Here is a 15,193-nt window from a genome sequence, read left to right as displayed (position 1 = left end):
GCCCGTAACTTCCGCTTGTTGGGCCGGTGGGGCGCGTTGTCAGTCACGCGCGCCTACAGCATTTCACCGCAGTGTGGACAGATGATGTCACTTTCCAAGGCCTGCCCACCACAGTGCGGACATACGACCGTCTGAACTTCTGAGGCGTTTTCAGTTGGCGGCGGCGTCACTGCCACGATAACCGCACTGGCCAGAATATCCGTTCCAGTTTCCTGAAGCCGTGCCACCTCTTCCGCCGGTAGTGCTTCCAGCGGCAGGAGATCACCGGAGACATCAGCTTCATCAAGGGTTTCCGAAGGGGATGCCACAGTTGTGGGAACTGGCGTGAGTTCCTGGGTGGGATGTTCCGGCAGTTCAACTTCCGTCACTTCGTAGAGTCCGCCGATATGGACGGCTGCATTGCGGGAGTCGAAATGAATGCTCAGCCCTGCCGAAGGGTCGGGGGGTGGCAGTTCAGAAGTGATGCGTTCCGGCACGGTGAAGCTGATGTCCGAGGTCGTTTGCGTTGGGATGGGAGCGAAGATGTTTCGGGAAGGATAGGGATCGGTGAACGGAATATCCTGCTTGATAATGGTTTCAGCTTCAGCCGGTGGTGTAGAGGCGGAGGTATCCACAGCGGATATATCTGGAGCCGGGGGATGGGCAATGGTATCCCCGGCTGTGTCCTGGTCTGCCTCTGGAACGGTATGCGCTGTGTGGTTATTGGAGGATTCTTCACTGAAATACGTCGCATAATCACCACTCGCAACGACGGAGTAGGGGTCGGGCAGTTCCATCGTGGGCGTGCGGAGTGTCGTTGCCGGGGCGTCCACCGCTGTCGGTGACACTTCCGGGAGTGGTACTGGCGGCTCTGTACCTGTTTCTGAAGGTGCAGAAGGGACTGCTGCTGGTTGCTCCGTGGCGCTGGAAACGCTGGCTGAATCCAGGGAGTGGGCAGCCTCTGGTGTGTCCGCTGCCGCCTGAGCGGACTGAGAAGGCTCTGGCAATGGTGCGAGGGGGGTGTCGTCCGCAGTAGTCGCGGCTTCTTGGTCGCTGGACGGAGCATTGTCCGGCGGCGGCGCGACTACCCCTCCGCCAAAAACCGCCTCCACGTCCTCTTCCTGGACTTCTTCGACAAGCTCTGCCGGTTCTGTGCCCATAAGCGGGCGTCCATACTTGCGCCAGAGTGCGTGGATGGTTTCGAGCAGCGCAAACGGGTCAAGGGGCTTGACCAAGGTTTCGTCGGCACCGACGCGCGCCGCCTCGTTCCGGTCAAACGGTTCAACGTCGTGGTGAATCATCAGCACCGGAAGTTCCAGCTTGAGCACCTGCTTGATATGCCGGCAGGCTTCATAGCCGGTTTTTCCGGGCATCAGCACGTCCAGGATGACCAGGTCGGGATGCATTTCCCCGGCCCGGCGCGCAGCCAAATCTCCATTGCCAACCGCCAGCACCTCAAACCCCTGTTGCTGCAAAAAGGCTTGCAGGTCACGGCGGGTTGGAACGTGATCGTCAGCAATCAGAATTCGGCGGCTCATTCTGGGACGTGCGGTTGTCTCATGATGCCATCAAAGTCCCTTGGCAATGAACTTGACGCGCCCGTTGTCAACCGAGACGGAAAATGAAATGTGGGTACACTTCAGTTGATTTTTGATTTTCGCTGCCTGGTCGCACAAAATTTGGTGAAACCGCGCAAAGGTGAAATCCTGAAGTGATTCACCACACTGGCGTTTGGCCGCAACGACCGCCTCATAGAGCTGCTTGGCCAGGGCTTCTTCGGCTGCCGGATCGGCAAACGTAACCCGAAACTCTCCCGGAACAGACGGTGGCGGGGACTGAGTGGGCGGTGGCAGCGGCCCAGTGTAGGCCGGTGGCGGCGACAATGGCCCCGGATCGTAGGCTGGTGGCAACGGCCCGGTTGGCATCACCGAAGGTACCGTGGGCTGCTGAGGCGGCTGAAGTGAGGGCGCACCATAGCTTGGTGGAGGGGTGTAAGAGGGAGGGGCATACGGGGATGGTGGTGGCGGTGTGTGCCCACCCTGTCCGTAACCCATCTGTCCGTAGCCAGCCTGCCCATAACCGGTCTGCCCGTAACCGGTTTGACCGTAGCCGGCCGGTGGGTAGGTCGGTTGAGAGGGCGGCGCCGGCTGTGCGGGATAGGTTGGTGGCGCTGGTGGATAATAGGCCGGTGGCGCCTGGGGTGATGGTGAGCCGTAGGAAGCTTGCGGCAGTGTTTGGCTGGTGGGAGAGAGATACCCGCTGCCACCGGGGTAAGGCTGGTTGGGCGGGTACAGGGCCGGTCCAGGCGGCGGATACACCGGCAGGGAAGTTGCCGTGGGCAGTGCTGCCGGGCTGAGCGGGGGCAGCTCGGCCGGGGTGGCTTCCCGTGGCGCCCAGAGCGCCACCAGTATGCGCAGAATGTCAATGTCGTGGTGGGCCTGCTCGATACACTGTCCGACCGTGCGCCTGCCGTCAATCAGCGCCAGCACCTGACGCACTTTTTCCTGGGGAAAGCCCGCCAGCCAGGAAATGTCGAAGCCCGGTGGCAGGTTGGCGAGTGTGTGGGACGGGGGCAGCGACGCCAGCAGGCTTTGCTCCTCATCGTAGCGGTGCAGGGCTTCCAGAATCAGCTCCGAAGCCCGCATGTTGATGACATTTGGGCGGTTGACCGGCTGTTGCGTAAAGGCGTAGCTGCCCTCTGACCACTGCATCATGTGAATGATGGCAGCCATCCCCTGAAACGAGCCGGCTTCGGCATCCAGCGCCGTGCCGTCCTTGAAGTAGATCATCCCCGTTTCCTGCTTGGGCGTGACAATCTTGACAACACCTTCCTTTCGTTCCCGCTCCATCTGGTTGAGGATGTCGGTGACGCTGGTGTGTGACAGTTGCCCCCCGATGCGGACTGCCGCTGGCTGGCGCTTGAGAATCCGTTTGACCTTGAGCGGGATTTCCTTGACGCTGAACGGTTTGGCCCAGTAGTCCTCAACGCCGAGTTCAAGTGCCGAAACCTTTTCGTCCTCCTGGGCCCGCGACGAAAGGCAGACAAAGGGAATCTTGGCCAGGTTCGGGTCGTCCTGCAGCGCCGCAAAAAGCTGGCTGCCATCCATCTTGGGCATCATCAGGTCGGAGATGACCAGCGCCGGCGGGTGTTGCTTGATGATATTGAGTGCCTCCAGCCCGTTGTTGGCCGTCATGATTTGGCAGCCGAGAGGCTTGATGATCTTTTCAAGGATCATCAGCACGTGGGGTTCGTCGTCCACCAGGACGACGAGGCGATCGGAGAAGTCTTCTGGGTCCTTGTTCTGGAGCCGGCTTGCATTCGCCTCCGTCACCCAGGTGGCTTTGGCCCCCTGCATCCATTTCTCGCTGCGCTCCTGAATCATTTCGCGCAGCTCTTTGCGGTAATCGGCGTCTTTTTCCCCAAAACCCGGCAGCATTTTGAGAAAGCCCATAGCGGCTTCGGATTGCTGCTCGGCAAGGTAGAGTCCGATGACCTGCCGGGAATACTCGTAAGCCCGGTCAAACTGCCGTGTCTCGAAGTAAATGTTGACGATGTTCTTGAGAATGGTGGCGCGCTGGGAAGGCTCAACCATCCGCTCCACCTTGCGGTAGAAGACCAGCGCCAGTTCGTACTGTTTGCTGCTCCGGTAGGCATCCGCCAGGCGCAGGAAGTGACTCACCGCGGCTTCGAGGTTGCCACTTTCCTGATATGCTTCGGCCAACCGCTTCAGGGCATCAACATTGTTGGGATTTTCGCGGACAGCATTGGAGAGTTGCTCGATTTCCCGAGCAAGTTTCATCTGGTCGAGCTGGCTGGCAACCTGTTTCCGAACATTCTTGAAAAGTTCCATAGTTACTCACGGCTCCACCGGAACGGTCAGTGCAGTGGGTCTGCCTGACGGATAAGGGGTGACAAGTCCAAGCCAGCAACCCTGCGATGCTGTGACGGCCAGGCATCAGGTTTTCCGGGGCTGCGGGAGCATCTGACTGGTGTCATCCGCACTTGAAGCAGCTCGAAAGTGTTTGCAGTCTAGGACAGGTTGGCCATTGAAGCAACGTACTACTGAGTGAGTCGCCGGCCCGGTCACAGGCCTGGGGGACGGCCCGGTGCCACACCGGGATGCCATCACCGGGGAAGGTGTGGCTTCCGGCAACACCGGCCAACTGCACCGTCCCTGGCTGGTTTCAGGTGAAGTGGATGATGACCAGCGTAACGTCGTCTTCAGCGGTCAGTTCACCCAGAAATGTGCGTAGTGCGTTCAGGAGCGTCGTTTGCAGTTCTGCGGCAGAACAGTTGCCGTATTGGGCCAGAAGAGTTTCCAGACGTTCAAAGCCAAAAACTTCGCCGGCGGCATTGCGCGCCTCAATCAGTCCATCCGTGTAGAAGACGACCGTGTCGCCGGGGCGGTAGGTCACGCACCGCGTCGGGTAGTGGCTGTTGCGACGGACACCAAGCGGATACGCACCGTGTTCAAGGGCTTCCACGAGACCCGTGTCCGCGTGGTAGTGATAGGCTGGCGGGTGCCCGGCATTCGCCATGGCGATGGTTTGGGTTGCCGTGTCAATGACGCAATACGTCAAGGTCATGAGGTCCCGCCGGCTGCCCGAAACGGCAATGAGTTGGTTCATGGCCGCCATCACGGCTGAAGGGTCGGTGTCGCTGCGAACCTGGTTGTGCAACCCACCTTTGGCCAGCGCCATAAGCAACCCGGATGAAATCCCATGCCCGGCGACATCCCCAATAGCCACGGCCAGACGGTACATATCAAGCCGCAGGAAGTCATAGTAATCCCCGCCAACGTCGTTGGCCGGAAAGGAAACCCCAACCACGTCCAGTCCAGGCAACCTGGGTGGCGCTGAAGGGAGCAGCCGCTGCTGCATCTCGCGCGCAATTTCCAGTTCGCGGCGCAGGGTCGCTTCGGCGGTCAGCCGCCGGACGAGTTGGGCGTTGTCCAGCCGCAGCGCCACCGACTCAGCCACGGCCATCAGCAGCGCCTTGTCTTCGCTGGTGTAGGGTTCACCGGAGAGCTTCGGCCCCAGACTGAACACCCCCAGCAGGTTGTCGCCGGAGACCAAAGGGATGAGCAGGTGCGAGTCCAGACGGCGCAGCGTCGGATGTTTTCCATAGGGAATACCGTCCGTGGATTCCGGTTCGAGGTCAAACGGTTCCGGTTCACGGCGCAGTCTGGCAATCAGCGGTGAAGTCAGGGGAAAGGACAACTCCGACTCAACAATCCCGGAGGTGTTGAGGCCAAAGCGACAGGCAAAGCCACGCAACATCGGGGGAGTACCATTGGTGATGGTTTCGGCTGGACTCCCAAGCAGGCTGGGGTGCAGCAAAAAACCAATGGTTTTGACGTGCAGGGCGGCATCCACTGTGGCCGCCACGCGCCGGAGCATCTCTTCGATGTTCGTTGCCTGCCGGACTGAGGCCGCCAGGTCACTGAGCACCTGCTGGACCTGGTAGGCTTCACGGAAGAAGCGCCGATCGATGGTCTTCTGTAAGTGCGGGTTGATGGAGAGAGCCAGTCCGAGGAACGTGCCTCCGGTGGCCACCATCCAGAGGCTGAGGCTGAAAAATGTTGGCTGCTGTCCGACCAGTCGGTGCCCCCAGAGCACGAGGGGAAACACCACGTAGCGTGCGAGGAAGTAAAACACCAGGCATTCGAGAACGATGACCCCACGCGAAACGAACAGATACCGCACGCCACTGCGCAGAATCTGCTGGACGCCGAGCACCCGGTGCCTGACGACGACATAGGCAAAGGAGAGGGGAAACAGCGGGAACAGGGCAATCGGCAGGACATAGAGCCACGGGTAGTCTTCCGCGTTGAGCTTGAAGGTGTAGGTCGCCAGGATCAGCAGGAGCACCGGAATGACGCCCACGGCCGAGCCAACAGTAAACACCTTCAGGCGGCGGGCCTGCTCCGGCGTCTGGGTCCGGCGGCGGTCGAAGTACAGCCCGAATGGCGACGCCAACCCAATCCACAGCGTGATGATCCGGGCCGACAGGAGTTCGTTGACGAGCGGCACCGTGTGAAGCCAGTGCGTGGCTTCAAAGGAAGCGAGCCGCACAGTGAAGTTTGTGACACTCAGCAGACCGAGGAACAGCGTCACCCATCCGTAGCCCTGCTTCAGCCAGCGCGCCGGCTGGCTAAGCCGGGTGGGGGTGGGAAATTCCAGGAAAAAGCACAGGCAGAGGTAGCCAGCGGCGCTGCTCCCGATGGTCTGCAAAAGTCCGGCCGGAATGGAGACCCACGGCGGCAGGAGTGCCGACTGGGCACTGCCAAACAGGGTGCTGAGGGAGATGAAGAAAAGCCCCCCGAACCGGGCCGTGGCGTCTTCCCAGCGCAGCCAGCACACGGCCAGACCGACGCCGGCGCACAATAGGACGATGAGCGCTGTCTCGATGGCAAAGAAAAACTCCAGCGAAAACCAACTGCCCGTTGGGGGAAGAAGCCTGACCTCGACGCGGTAAAACTGGCCGTCACGTTTTTTGACAAGCAGGGGAAGGACTTTGGTTTGTTCGGCCATCCGCCGCAAACAGGCGTAGTCGCTGAAGGCTTTCAGGGGACGGCCGTCCGGCTGAAAGATTTCGTCGCCGGGTTCAAGTCCGGCCTGCTGCGCAGCGCTTCCCTCCTCGACAAAGCGCACGACGGGTTGGGTTTCCTCCAGAACCAGGCCGGCTGACCAACTGCGCAATTCGGTCACGCCGGAAGCAAGGCGCACCACGACGTAGAAGCCAACCAAGGCGGTCAACAACCACAGGGAAAGTAACGAAAGCGTACGGTGAGCCATGGCAAAAAGGTGTTGTGAGCGGCCACAGCCAAGGGTGTCAGGGATGCCTTGGCATCACTGGAGCCTGGTGGATGGCTATGCTGGCAGTGAGTGGAGCAGTTCGTCTTTCTTGCGCGTTGCTTGCGTACAATCTTACAATGAGATTCCCTGCCAAACGCCAAGGCGATGTCGGCGGCAGGTCGGTCGCCCCGGCGGGAACGCTCCCGGTGATGGCCCTTGCATCTGGAAGAGGTTCGGCGCTTATGCGAAGCCGGTTGTTCGTCATCACTTACGCCCTTTTGCTCATTCTGTTCGGGTTTTTCAGCGGGCTGGAAGGTCGCGCCCAGCAGCCGGCAGCCCCGCGCCCGGACGAGCCGCCAGTTGTCAAAACCACGACCAACCTTGTGACGCTCAACGTCAGTGTCACCGACCCGCAGGGACGCTTCGTGACCGGACTCGACGCCGAGCACTTTGAGGTGTACGAAGATAACGTCAAGCAGACCATCGAGTTCTTCAGTGACGAGGATGCGCCGGTTTCTATCGGCATTGTCTTCGACATGTCAGGCAGCATGCGCGGGCGGCTCAACCGTTCCAACATCGCCCTGCGCAAGTTTCTGGATGCTTGTCATGAGGAAGACGAGTTCTTTCTCGTTGGTTTCAATCACCAGGCCCGGCTGCTCGTGGACTACACGCCTAATCCCGAACGCATCAGCGGCGCGGTCATGCTGGCTGAAGCCAAGGGGCAGACGGCACTCTATGATGCCGTGTATATCGGAGTCGAAAAACTCAAGGAAGGCCGCCATGGCCGTCGGGCGCTGCTCATCATCAGCGACGGGCAGGACAACAGCAGCCGCTATACGTTCCGTGAGGTGCGCCAACTGGTACGCGAAGCCGATGTTCAGATTTATGCCATCGGGATTGCCACAGCCTTCAACGACACCTCTCTTGACCTGCAGGGGCGGGCCATTCTCGACGAAATCACGCGCCTGACCGGCGGACGGGCCTTTTTCCCCAACAGCCAGATGGAGTTACAGGAAATCATCACCCGCATTGCGATCGAGCTGCGCCATCAGTACGGGATTGGCTACACGCCAACCAACCTGGCGACGCTTCCGGTCGGACTCAAACCCAACGAGAAACAGCGGTGGCGCAAGCTCAAGGTCAAGCTCAACCCGCCCAAGGGGCTGCCGAACCTGACGGTCAATGCCCGCGAGGGGTATTATGCGACCTTTGCCACGGAATAAGTCTGCCGTGTTGTGGTTATTATGTACGCCGGTCGCCGGTTGCGGACTGGCTCCGTGTTGCCTTCTATCCGCCCAATCCTGCTGAGGCCTGCCCAATGTCGTTCAAAGCCAAACTCGTCCTCGTTGCTCTCTCCACGGCGCTTGCCCTGTATGCCGTCATTGGTGGTTTGCTGGCCCGGCGCACCAGTGCGGTCGCAAAGGGAAATCCCTACGTCCAGCTCAAAATCTTCAATGAAGTTGTCAAGCACATTGCCAACGATTACGTGGACGAGCCGGACATGGGCAAGGTGCGCATCGGTGCCCTGCGTGGTCTCGCCGAGGGGCTTGACCCCTATTGCGCCTACCTGTTGCCGGAGCAGGTGCAGCGTTTCAAACCGACAACCATGACGGCCGTGCCCTTCGGGATGGTCGTCTCCAAGTACGCTGGCTTTGGCTACGTCCTGGCCGTTGTCCCCGGCTCACCGGCTGCCCAGGCCGGGGTCAAAACCGGCGACATCATCGAGTATGTCAACACCGTGGCGACGCGCGATGTGAGCCTCTATGAAATCATGGAAATGCTGACGGGAGTGGCAGAAGGGGGTTCTATCGAGATTACGGTGCTGCGTTCCGGACGTACCAAGGGTGAGAAACTGACCCTGAAACCCGGCGCTTTTCAGTCTCCGGTGACATCGCGCCTGGAGGCCCCCGACACCGGCTATATCAAGGTTGGGCTGCTTGGGCGTGGCAAGGCAGAACAGGTCATGACGGCGGTGCGCCAACTGCAACAGCGCGGGGCGCAGAAACTTATTCTTGACCTGCGGGAGTCGGCGCATGGCGAACTGTCCGAAGCCGTTGCCCTGGCGAGTGTCTTTGTTCCGTCGGGTGTCGTAGCGCGAACCATCGGTGCTGGCAATACGGTCACAACGTTGGTTGCCAAGCCCGGCGCTGTGACCTTTGAGGGGAAACTTGTCGTGCTGACCGACCGTTCCACGGCCGGCCCGGCCGAGCTGGTGGCAGCGGCCATCCGGGACCATCAGCGCGGGGAAATCGTTGGCGAGAAAACCTTTGGTGCGGGGTCGGAACAGGCCTTGTTCCCCCTGCGCGATGGTTCGGCCCTGCTGTTGACCACCCAGCGCTACGCTCCGGCCACCGGAAAGTCGTTTATGGAAGAGCCGGTCAAGCCTTCCGTTGAGGTGAAGGTAGCCACCATCGAGCCGTCTGTGCCGGACGTGGACACTGAGGCCCCGGCCCCGACCGACCTGCCGGAGGACACCAAAAAGGTCACGCCGCCCAGTGAGGATGTCATCCTCAAACGCGCTCTGGAAGTGCTCAAAGGCGAATCCAAACAGGCCCGCCAGCCGGCACGTCCCACGGTTGCGCTTCCGAAAGCCGCATAGCAGTGGGAACCATCCCCGGCGCGCCTCCGGTTGGCAGCCGGATGGTTGCCAGCCGGATGACCGGGAAAGACGGGCAGGGGTGGCACGATGAAGCTCGACACCACGCGGCGTTCGCGGGAGGCCATGCGGACGTACCTTGCCGCGGCCTTGGACGGTTGCTACATCGGCGAACCGACCATTTCACCTATCGAAGGCGGACGCACGGCGGCGGAACGCCAGCTCGCCGCCTTTGACGCCCGGCGCTATGCCTCACGCAATCATGTGACCCGCGGACATGTTTCGCGGCTGTCGCCCTACATTCGCCACGGCGTCCTGACCCTGCGGGAAGTGCGCGACGCCATCTTTGCCCGCTTTGGACGTTCCGGTGAAAGCATTTACAAATTCGTCTTTGAACTGGCCTGGCATCAGTTCTGGCAGGAAGTCTATGCCGCGCTGGGCGATGGCATTTACGCTGACATCGAGGACTACAAATTCTCACCGCCGGTCTGGGAAATGACCCTGCCGGAGGATGTGGCGCGCGCTGCAACCGGGCTGGTCTGCATGGATGAAACCCTGCGCGAGTTATACACGACCGGCTATCTGCACAATCACGCACGGATGTGGTTTGCAGCCTATCTGATTCACCACCGGAAGGTGCACTGGAGCGTTGGAGAGCGGCTCTTTTTTGCGCATCTGCTGGACGGCAATCCACCCCCGAACGCCCTGTCCTGGCAGTGGGTGGCCTCGACCTTCGCCAGCAAGCCCTACTACTTCAACCGCCAGAACATCGAGAAGTACACCGACGGGGTGTGGTGCCGGAAGTGCACTGCCGATTGTCCCTTCAACCGAACCTATGATGAACTGGCAGACATGCTCTTTGAACGGTGAGCGTGGGGTGCGCTGTCCTGACGCTGCCGTGAAGAGCCGGCCATCTGGTGAAGAGCCGGCCATCTGGTAACGTCGTCCTGATGAGGTCATGATGCAACGTGTGCGATGGAGCGTTCTGCTCCTGATAGCCCTGGTGTGGGGGGCCGCCCTGGGCTGTGGGCATGTCCCCCGCGATGAAGAAGGAAAACTGCGCGTGGGACTGGTCTTTGACATTGGCGGCAAGGATGACAAGTCCTTCAATGCCGCCGCCTGGGAAGGGGCCAAGCGCGCCAAACAGGAACTGCCGATTGTGCTGCGCCATGCCGAGCCGGGTGAACCGAACAATCTTGAACCCTGCATGCGTGCCTTTGCCGAGCGGGGCTATGACCTCATCATCGGAATTGGCTTTGCGCAGGGTCCTGTGTTGGCAACGGTGGCCAAAGAATACCCAAACCTGCACTTTGCCATCGTGGATTCGGTCGTGGACCTGCCCAACGTGGCCTCGCTGGTCTTCAAGGAACACGAAGGCAGTTTTCTTGTCGGGATAATGGCAGCCCGCGCCAGCCGTACTGGCAAGATCGGCTTTGTCGGCGGCATGGATATTCCCCTCATTCGCAAGTTTGCCACCGGCTACGAGGAAGGGGCGCGCTACGTCAACCCCAACATCGTCGTTCTCAAGAATTTCGTCGGCATTACCGATGCGGCCTGGAACAATCCGGGCAAGGGCAAGGAACTGGCCAAGGCTCAGTATGAAGCCGGCGCTGATGTCGTCTTTCAGGCGGCTGGCAACTCCGGCATCGGAGTTTTTGACGCCGCCGAGGAAAACCGCAAGCTGGCGATTGGCGTGGATGCCAACCAGAACTGGGTCAAACCGGGCTTCATCCTGACCAGCATGGTCAAGCGCGTGGATGTGGCGGTTTACACCATCATCAAGGAAACCCTCGAAAAACGCTTTCGTGGCGGTATCCACGCCTACGGTCTGGAAAATGAGGGCATTGCGTATGCTCTCGATGACTACAACCGGCCCCTAGTTTCCGAAGACACCCTGCGGGAGGTTGAAGCCGCACGGCAGAAGATCATCCGGGGTGAAATCCAGGTCACGGATTACATGGCCAACCTGAAATAACCAGCCCGCATGACACAGACCTGTGATGCCATTGTGATTGGCGGTGGGGTCATTGGCCTGGCCATTGCCCGTGCGTTGGCCAGGGACGGGCTGCGCGTCACGGTTTTTGAACGCAATGCCCGTCCGGGCGGCGAAGCGTCGTGGGCCGCAGCCGGGATGCTGGCGCCCCAGGCGGAAGCTGATGCGCCGGGGCCGTTGTTTGACCTGTGCCTGAAAAGCCGTTCCCTCTACACCGACTTTGCCGCTGCCCTCTGGGAGGAAACCCGGATTGACATCGAGCTGTGCCCGGCCGGTACCCTGCTGGTCGCGTCCCAGCCGGAGGATGTGGCCGCCCTGCACGCCAAACTCGACTGGCAGACGGCGGCTGGCTGCCACGCGGAATGGCTGTCGCCCTCTGATGTCCAGAATCTCGAACCACTGGTCAGAAGTCACGGCGCGCTCTACCTGCCGGACGACTGGCAGGTGGAAAACCGGCGTTTGACCCAGGCTCTCATTGCTGCTGTGGCAGCGGCCCAGGTTCCCATCCACTGCCATAGCGATGGACTGACGCTGTGCCTTGAGAAAGGGCGTGTGGTGGGCGTCGAAGTACGGGATGAACGCTGGTCCGCGCCGGTCGTCATCAATGCCGCCGGGAGTTGGGCGGCCCAGATGTCGGCAAACCTGCTGGGGCTGCCGGCGCGGGTGATACGTCCCATCCGTGGGCAGATGGTGGCGCTTCAGATGCCGGTATCCCTTCGATTGCGGCATGTCATCCGCACTTCCCAGGTATATCTCGTGCCACGGCGTGACCAGCGCCTCATCATTGGTGCCACGGTCGAGGATGTCGGCTACGAAAAGGCCGTCACGGCCGGGGGCGTCTGTTCCCTGCTGTCCGGGGCGCTGGCGACGGCACCGCCGTTGGCAGCGGCGTCACTCATCGAAACCTGGGCCGGATTGCGTCCGCTGGCGATAGACCACCTGCCCCTCATCGGGGAGACAGCGCTGGCCGGGCTGTGGTGTGCGACGGGGCACTATCGCAACGGCGTCCTGCTCACGCCCATCACGGCCGAGATTATCCGCTGCCTCGTACAGCAGCTTCCACCGCCCTGTGAGATGGCACCGTTTTCACCCAGACGGTTTTCTGCGTCGGCTATGGTATGTTCGGACGCCACGCCACCTGCCTGACTTCGACTGAGAAAAACCACACATGAAAGACACCTACGAAAAAGCCCTGGAAGCTGCCCAATTTCTTCAGTCAAAGCTGCCGGAAGTTCCCGAGATACTGGTTGTGCTCGGTTCCGGGTTGGGAGCTTTTGCTGACACGCTCGAACATCCCGTCCACGTGGATTACCGGCTGATTCCCCACCTTCCGACCTCGACGGTGGTGGGCCACTATGGGCGGCAGGTATGCGGTTACAGCGATGGCAAGTGTGTCGCCGCAATGCAGGGACGGTTTCATTTTTACGAAGGCTATACGCTCCAACAGGCGACATTTTACCTGCGTGTAGCCAAACTGCTCGGCATTGAAAAACTTATCCTGACCAATGCGGCCGGAGGCATTGACCCCAGCCTGGCGCCGGGGGACCTGATGCTCATCGAGGACCACATCAACCTCATGGCGGCTAATCCGCTTCAGGGGCTGAATGACGAACGTTTCGGGCCGCGCTTCCCGGACATGACCGAAGCCTACGATCCGTCCTATCGGGCCATAGCCCGCGAGGAGGCGGCGCGGCTGGGCATTCCGCTCAAGTCCGGGGTGTATGCCGCCCTGTTGGGGCCGAGTTACGAAACACCGGCCGAAATTCGGATGATTCGCGCTTTCGGCGCCCACGCGGTCGGCATGTCCACGGTTCCCGAAACCATCGTGGCGCGGCACATGGGAATGCGGGTGCTGGGGATTTCCTGCATCACGAACCTGGCCGCCGGTGTCCTTGAAAGGCCCATCAATCACGATGATGTGCTTGAAGTGGGCAAGCAGGTTGCCGCCCACTTCACCCAACTGCTGCACGCTGTTATCCGGCGGATGTAACCGGTGTGGTGCTCTCCGGTGTGGGCTGCCGGGCAGAAAGCCGCCGGGGGCAGGGAAACTACGGAGGGAAACTCAGCGGTCGCCAAAAATGGCCGTCCCAACCCGGATGAGGGTGGCTCCTTCCTCAACGGCCACCTCGAAGTCGTGGCTCATGCCCATGGAAAGTTCCGGGAGGTCATCGGAAGGGAATGCGGCTTGCAAAGCGTCGCGCAGTTCCCGCAGGTGGCGAAAGTAGGGACGGACGGCTTCCGGGTCCGGGCAAAACGGAGGAATGGTCATCAATCCACATACCCGCAGGTTGGGCAGAGCACGGACGGCGGCATACAGCGCCGGCAAAGCCGTCGGAGCGACGCCGGATTTTGTCGCCTCGTCTCCGAGCTTGACCTGAAGCAGCACCGGCTGCGTTTTCTGTCGCTCCTGTGCCAGCCGGTCCAGCCGTTGCGCCAGGGCCGGTGAATCCACAGTGTGAATGAGGTGGAAGTGCTCCACGGCCGGTTTGGCCTTGTTGCTTTGCAGGTGGCCGATGAGGTGCCAGCGGAGTTGCGGGGGCGCGTGGGGGATTTTCGTCAGGGCTTCCTGAACGCGGTTTTCCCCAAAGTCGTGAAGTCCACAGGCGGCAGCGGCGGCAATGGCGTCCAGCGGTTTGGTTTTCGAGACGGCGATGAGCGTCACCTGGTCAGGGCTTCGCCCGGCCCGCCGGCAGGCATCAGCCAGGCGTTCCCGAACCCTGGCAATGTTTTCAGCAATTGTTGACCGGGAAGCCTCGTGGCTCATAGGGTTGACGAACGATCCACGGAAACAACGCGCACCACGGAAACAACGCACACGGCCTATTCACTGACCAGCCCGCGCTCGATTTTTTCCTGATAGGCGGCGGTGTAGCGCGCCCAGGGAATGGCCTCCAGGCGTTTGCGCGGGATTTCTTCGCCCGAACCCTGGCAGATGCCGTAAGTGCTGTCGGCAATGCGTTCGAGGGCGTCTTCCACATCCTGGAGAAGTTGGCGATACTGCTCCGCCTGGCGCGCGGCCAGTTCACGGTTGGCATAGGTTACAGCGGCGTCAAGCGGGTCCTTGACCTCCTCGCTGCTTTCATCCTGGGGCGTCAGGTTGAGCGCCAGTTGCAGCTCACGACGCTTCTGTAGAAGTTTTTCCCGCTGCTGGGACAGAAAGTCCGCGTCCATTGGCTGTTTGCTCCTTGTGTCAGGAATCAAAGCTTTCGGGAAAGCTTTTTTGGACGCGCAAGCCTAGTGAGGCCGCCGGCGAGTGTCAATTTATGTCAGAATCAGCCACCGAAGCGAAAACCGCTTCCGACTGTCTTCCGGTGAGACCCGCCATGCCTGCGGATAGCCTGCCGACCGGCCCGGTCGGCGCCTCTGGTATGCCTGAAGAACGTGACTTGGGGCTTCCGCCCTCACAAAGAACGCTGGCGGTGGACTGGGGCGGGAAGCGCACCGGACTGGCGGTGTGTGACGAACTGGGGCTGCTCGTACGCCCACTGGCCGTCTGGCCGACCGGCTCGCGAAAGTCACTCGTGGCGCGCGTGGCGGCGCTGATCACGAAAGAACAGGTTGTGCGCTGCGTGGTTGGGCTGTCCCGCCGGCTGGACGGCTCGGACAACCAGGCCACGGCGCAGATTCTGGCTTTTGTCGAAGCCCTGCGCCGGGCGACGCCGGTCGAGGTCATCACCTGGAACGAGCGACTCACCTCCGTGGCTGCTGAAGACTGGCTGCGCGAGCAGGGGATTCCACGGGAACGGTGGAAGTCCCGGCAGGATGCCATTGCCGCTGCCATCCTGCTGGAAGACTTCCTGGCCGCCCAGGCACGCCGGTAGCCAGTC

The 15,193-nt window shown here is 61.0% G+C and carries 12 protein-coding genes; 7 read left to right on the top strand and 5 right to left on the bottom strand.

What is annotated here, in order from left to right:
- Positions 1 to 53: 53 nt before the first annotated feature.
- The 3 genes from J8C01_RS06480 to J8C01_RS06470 form a co-directional block, all read right to left on the bottom strand.
- Positions 54 to 1,517 (bottom strand): response regulator, encoded by a 1,464-nt coding sequence (locus J8C01_RS06480; protein ID WP_211431392.1) that lies wholly within the window; start codon positions 1,515 to 1,517, stop codon positions 54 to 56.
- Between the two features lie 30 nt (positions 1,518 to 1,547).
- Positions 1,548 to 3,830, bottom strand: coding sequence for a response regulator (locus tag J8C01_RS06475; protein WP_211431391.1), 2,283 nt, complete (start codon positions 3,828 to 3,830; stop codon positions 1,548 to 1,550).
- A 334-nt stretch (positions 3,831 to 4,164) separates the two neighbouring features.
- A complete protein-coding gene (locus J8C01_RS06470; protein WP_211431390.1) occupies positions 4,165 to 6,777 on the bottom strand; it encodes a SpoIIE family protein phosphatase in 2,613 nt (870 codons plus the stop codon).
- Between the two features lie 242 nt (positions 6,778 to 7,019).
- Between J8C01_RS06470 and J8C01_RS06465 the strand changes: the two genes are divergently transcribed.
- The 6 genes from J8C01_RS06465 (at position 7,020) to J8C01_RS06440 (ending at position 13,356) form a co-directional block, all read left to right on the top strand.
- A complete protein-coding gene (locus J8C01_RS06465) occupies positions 7,020 to 8,000 on the top strand; it encodes a VWA domain-containing protein (protein WP_211431389.1) in 981 nt (326 codons plus the stop codon).
- Between the two features lie 95 nt (positions 8,001 to 8,095).
- Positions 8,096 to 9,376 carry a S41 family peptidase gene (locus J8C01_RS06460; protein WP_211431388.1) on the top strand — a complete coding sequence of 427 codons (1,281 nt, stop codon included), beginning with the start codon at positions 8,096 to 8,098 and terminating at the stop codon, positions 9,374 to 9,376.
- Between the two features lie 87 nt (positions 9,377 to 9,463).
- Positions 9,464 to 10,243, top strand: a complete 780-nt coding sequence (locus J8C01_RS06455; protein WP_211431387.1) for an FAD-binding domain-containing protein — start codon at positions 9,464 to 9,466, stop codon at positions 10,241 to 10,243.
- 88 nt (positions 10,244 to 10,331) lie between these two features.
- Positions 10,332 to 11,348, top strand: a complete 1,017-nt coding sequence (locus J8C01_RS06450) for a BMP family lipoprotein (RefSeq protein WP_211431386.1) — start codon at positions 10,332 to 10,334, stop codon at positions 11,346 to 11,348.
- Positions 11,349 to 11,357: 9 nt separating this feature from the next.
- Positions 11,358 to 12,512, top strand: a complete 1,155-nt coding sequence (thiO, locus tag J8C01_RS06445; RefSeq protein ID WP_014099818.1) for a glycine oxidase ThiO — start codon at positions 11,358 to 11,360, stop codon at positions 12,510 to 12,512.
- A 22-nt stretch (positions 12,513 to 12,534) separates the two neighbouring features.
- Entirely contained in the window at positions 12,535 to 13,356 is an 822-nt protein-coding gene (locus tag J8C01_RS06440; protein WP_014099817.1) for a purine-nucleoside phosphorylase, read from the top strand.
- Between the two features lie 72 nt (positions 13,357 to 13,428).
- On the opposite strand, the gene J8C01_RS06435 is transcribed toward J8C01_RS06440, so the two are convergent.
- Both J8C01_RS06435 and J8C01_RS06430 read right to left on the bottom strand, forming a co-directional pair.
- On the bottom strand, positions 13,429 to 14,130 hold the full coding sequence (locus J8C01_RS06435) for a YggS family pyridoxal phosphate-dependent enzyme (protein ID WP_014099816.1): 702 nt from the start codon (positions 14,128 to 14,130) through the stop codon (positions 13,429 to 13,431).
- A gap of 56 nt (positions 14,131 to 14,186) precedes the next feature.
- Positions 14,187 to 14,537, bottom strand: a complete 351-nt coding sequence (locus tag J8C01_RS06430; protein ID WP_211431385.1) for a TraR/DksA family transcriptional regulator — start codon at positions 14,535 to 14,537, stop codon at positions 14,187 to 14,189.
- 152 nt (positions 14,538 to 14,689) lie between these two features.
- Here J8C01_RS06430 and ruvX point away from each other — a divergent pair, with 152 nt between their 5' ends.
- A complete protein-coding gene (gene ruvX, locus J8C01_RS06425; protein ID WP_211431384.1) occupies positions 14,690 to 15,187 on the top strand; it encodes a Holliday junction resolvase RuvX in 498 nt (165 codons plus the stop codon).
- The last annotated feature ends 6 nt before the right edge of the window (positions 15,188 to 15,193 follow it).

This window comes from Chloracidobacterium sp. D (genome assembly GCF_018304685.1).
Classification (GTDB): Bacteria; Acidobacteriota; Blastocatellia; order Chloracidobacteriales; family Chloracidobacteriaceae; genus Chloracidobacterium; species Chloracidobacterium thermophilum.
Note: the sequence above shows the minus strand (reverse complement) of the source record. Positions and strands in the feature narration are given on the sequence as shown.

What these genes read in the sequence shown, in the direction of transcription:
- J8C01_RS06435 (WP_014099816.1), bottom strand. Translation starts at nt 14,130, where the DNA reads ATGAGCCACGAGGCTTCCCGGTCAACAATTGCTGAAAACATTGCCAGG.
- J8C01_RS06430 (WP_211431385.1), bottom strand. Translation starts at nt 14,537, where the DNA reads ATGGACGCGGACTTTCTGTCCCAGCAGCGGGAAAAACTTCTACAGAAG.
- J8C01_RS06440 (WP_014099817.1), top strand. Translation starts at nt 12,535, where the DNA reads ATGAAAGACACCTACGAAAAAGCCCTGGAAGCTGCCCAATTTCTTCAG.
- J8C01_RS06465 (WP_211431389.1), top strand. Translation starts at nt 7,020, where the DNA reads ATGCGAAGCCGGTTGTTCGTCATCACTTACGCCCTTTTGCTCATTCTG.
- J8C01_RS06450 (WP_211431386.1), top strand. Translation starts at nt 10,332, where the DNA reads ATGATGCAACGTGTGCGATGGAGCGTTCTGCTCCTGATAGCCCTGGTG.
- ruvX (WP_211431384.1), top strand. Translation starts at nt 14,690, where the DNA reads ATGCCTGCGGATAGCCTGCCGACCGGCCCGGTCGGCGCCTCTGGTATG.
- J8C01_RS06480 (WP_211431392.1), bottom strand. Translation starts at nt 1,517, where the DNA reads ATGAGCCGCCGAATTCTGATTGCTGACGATCACGTTCCAACCCGCCGT.
- thiO (WP_014099818.1), top strand. Translation starts at nt 11,358, where the DNA reads ATGACACAGACCTGTGATGCCATTGTGATTGGCGGTGGGGTCATTGGC.
- J8C01_RS06460 (WP_211431388.1), top strand. Translation starts at nt 8,096, where the DNA reads ATGTCGTTCAAAGCCAAACTCGTCCTCGTTGCTCTCTCCACGGCGCTT.
- J8C01_RS06475 (WP_211431391.1), bottom strand. Translation starts at nt 3,830, where the DNA reads ATGGAACTTTTCAAGAATGTTCGGAAACAGGTTGCCAGCCAGCTCGAC.
- J8C01_RS06470 (WP_211431390.1), bottom strand. Translation starts at nt 6,777, where the DNA reads ATGGCTCACCGTACGCTTTCGTTACTTTCCCTGTGGTTGTTGACCGCC.
- J8C01_RS06455 (WP_211431387.1), top strand. Translation starts at nt 9,464, where the DNA reads ATGAAGCTCGACACCACGCGGCGTTCGCGGGAGGCCATGCGGACGTAC.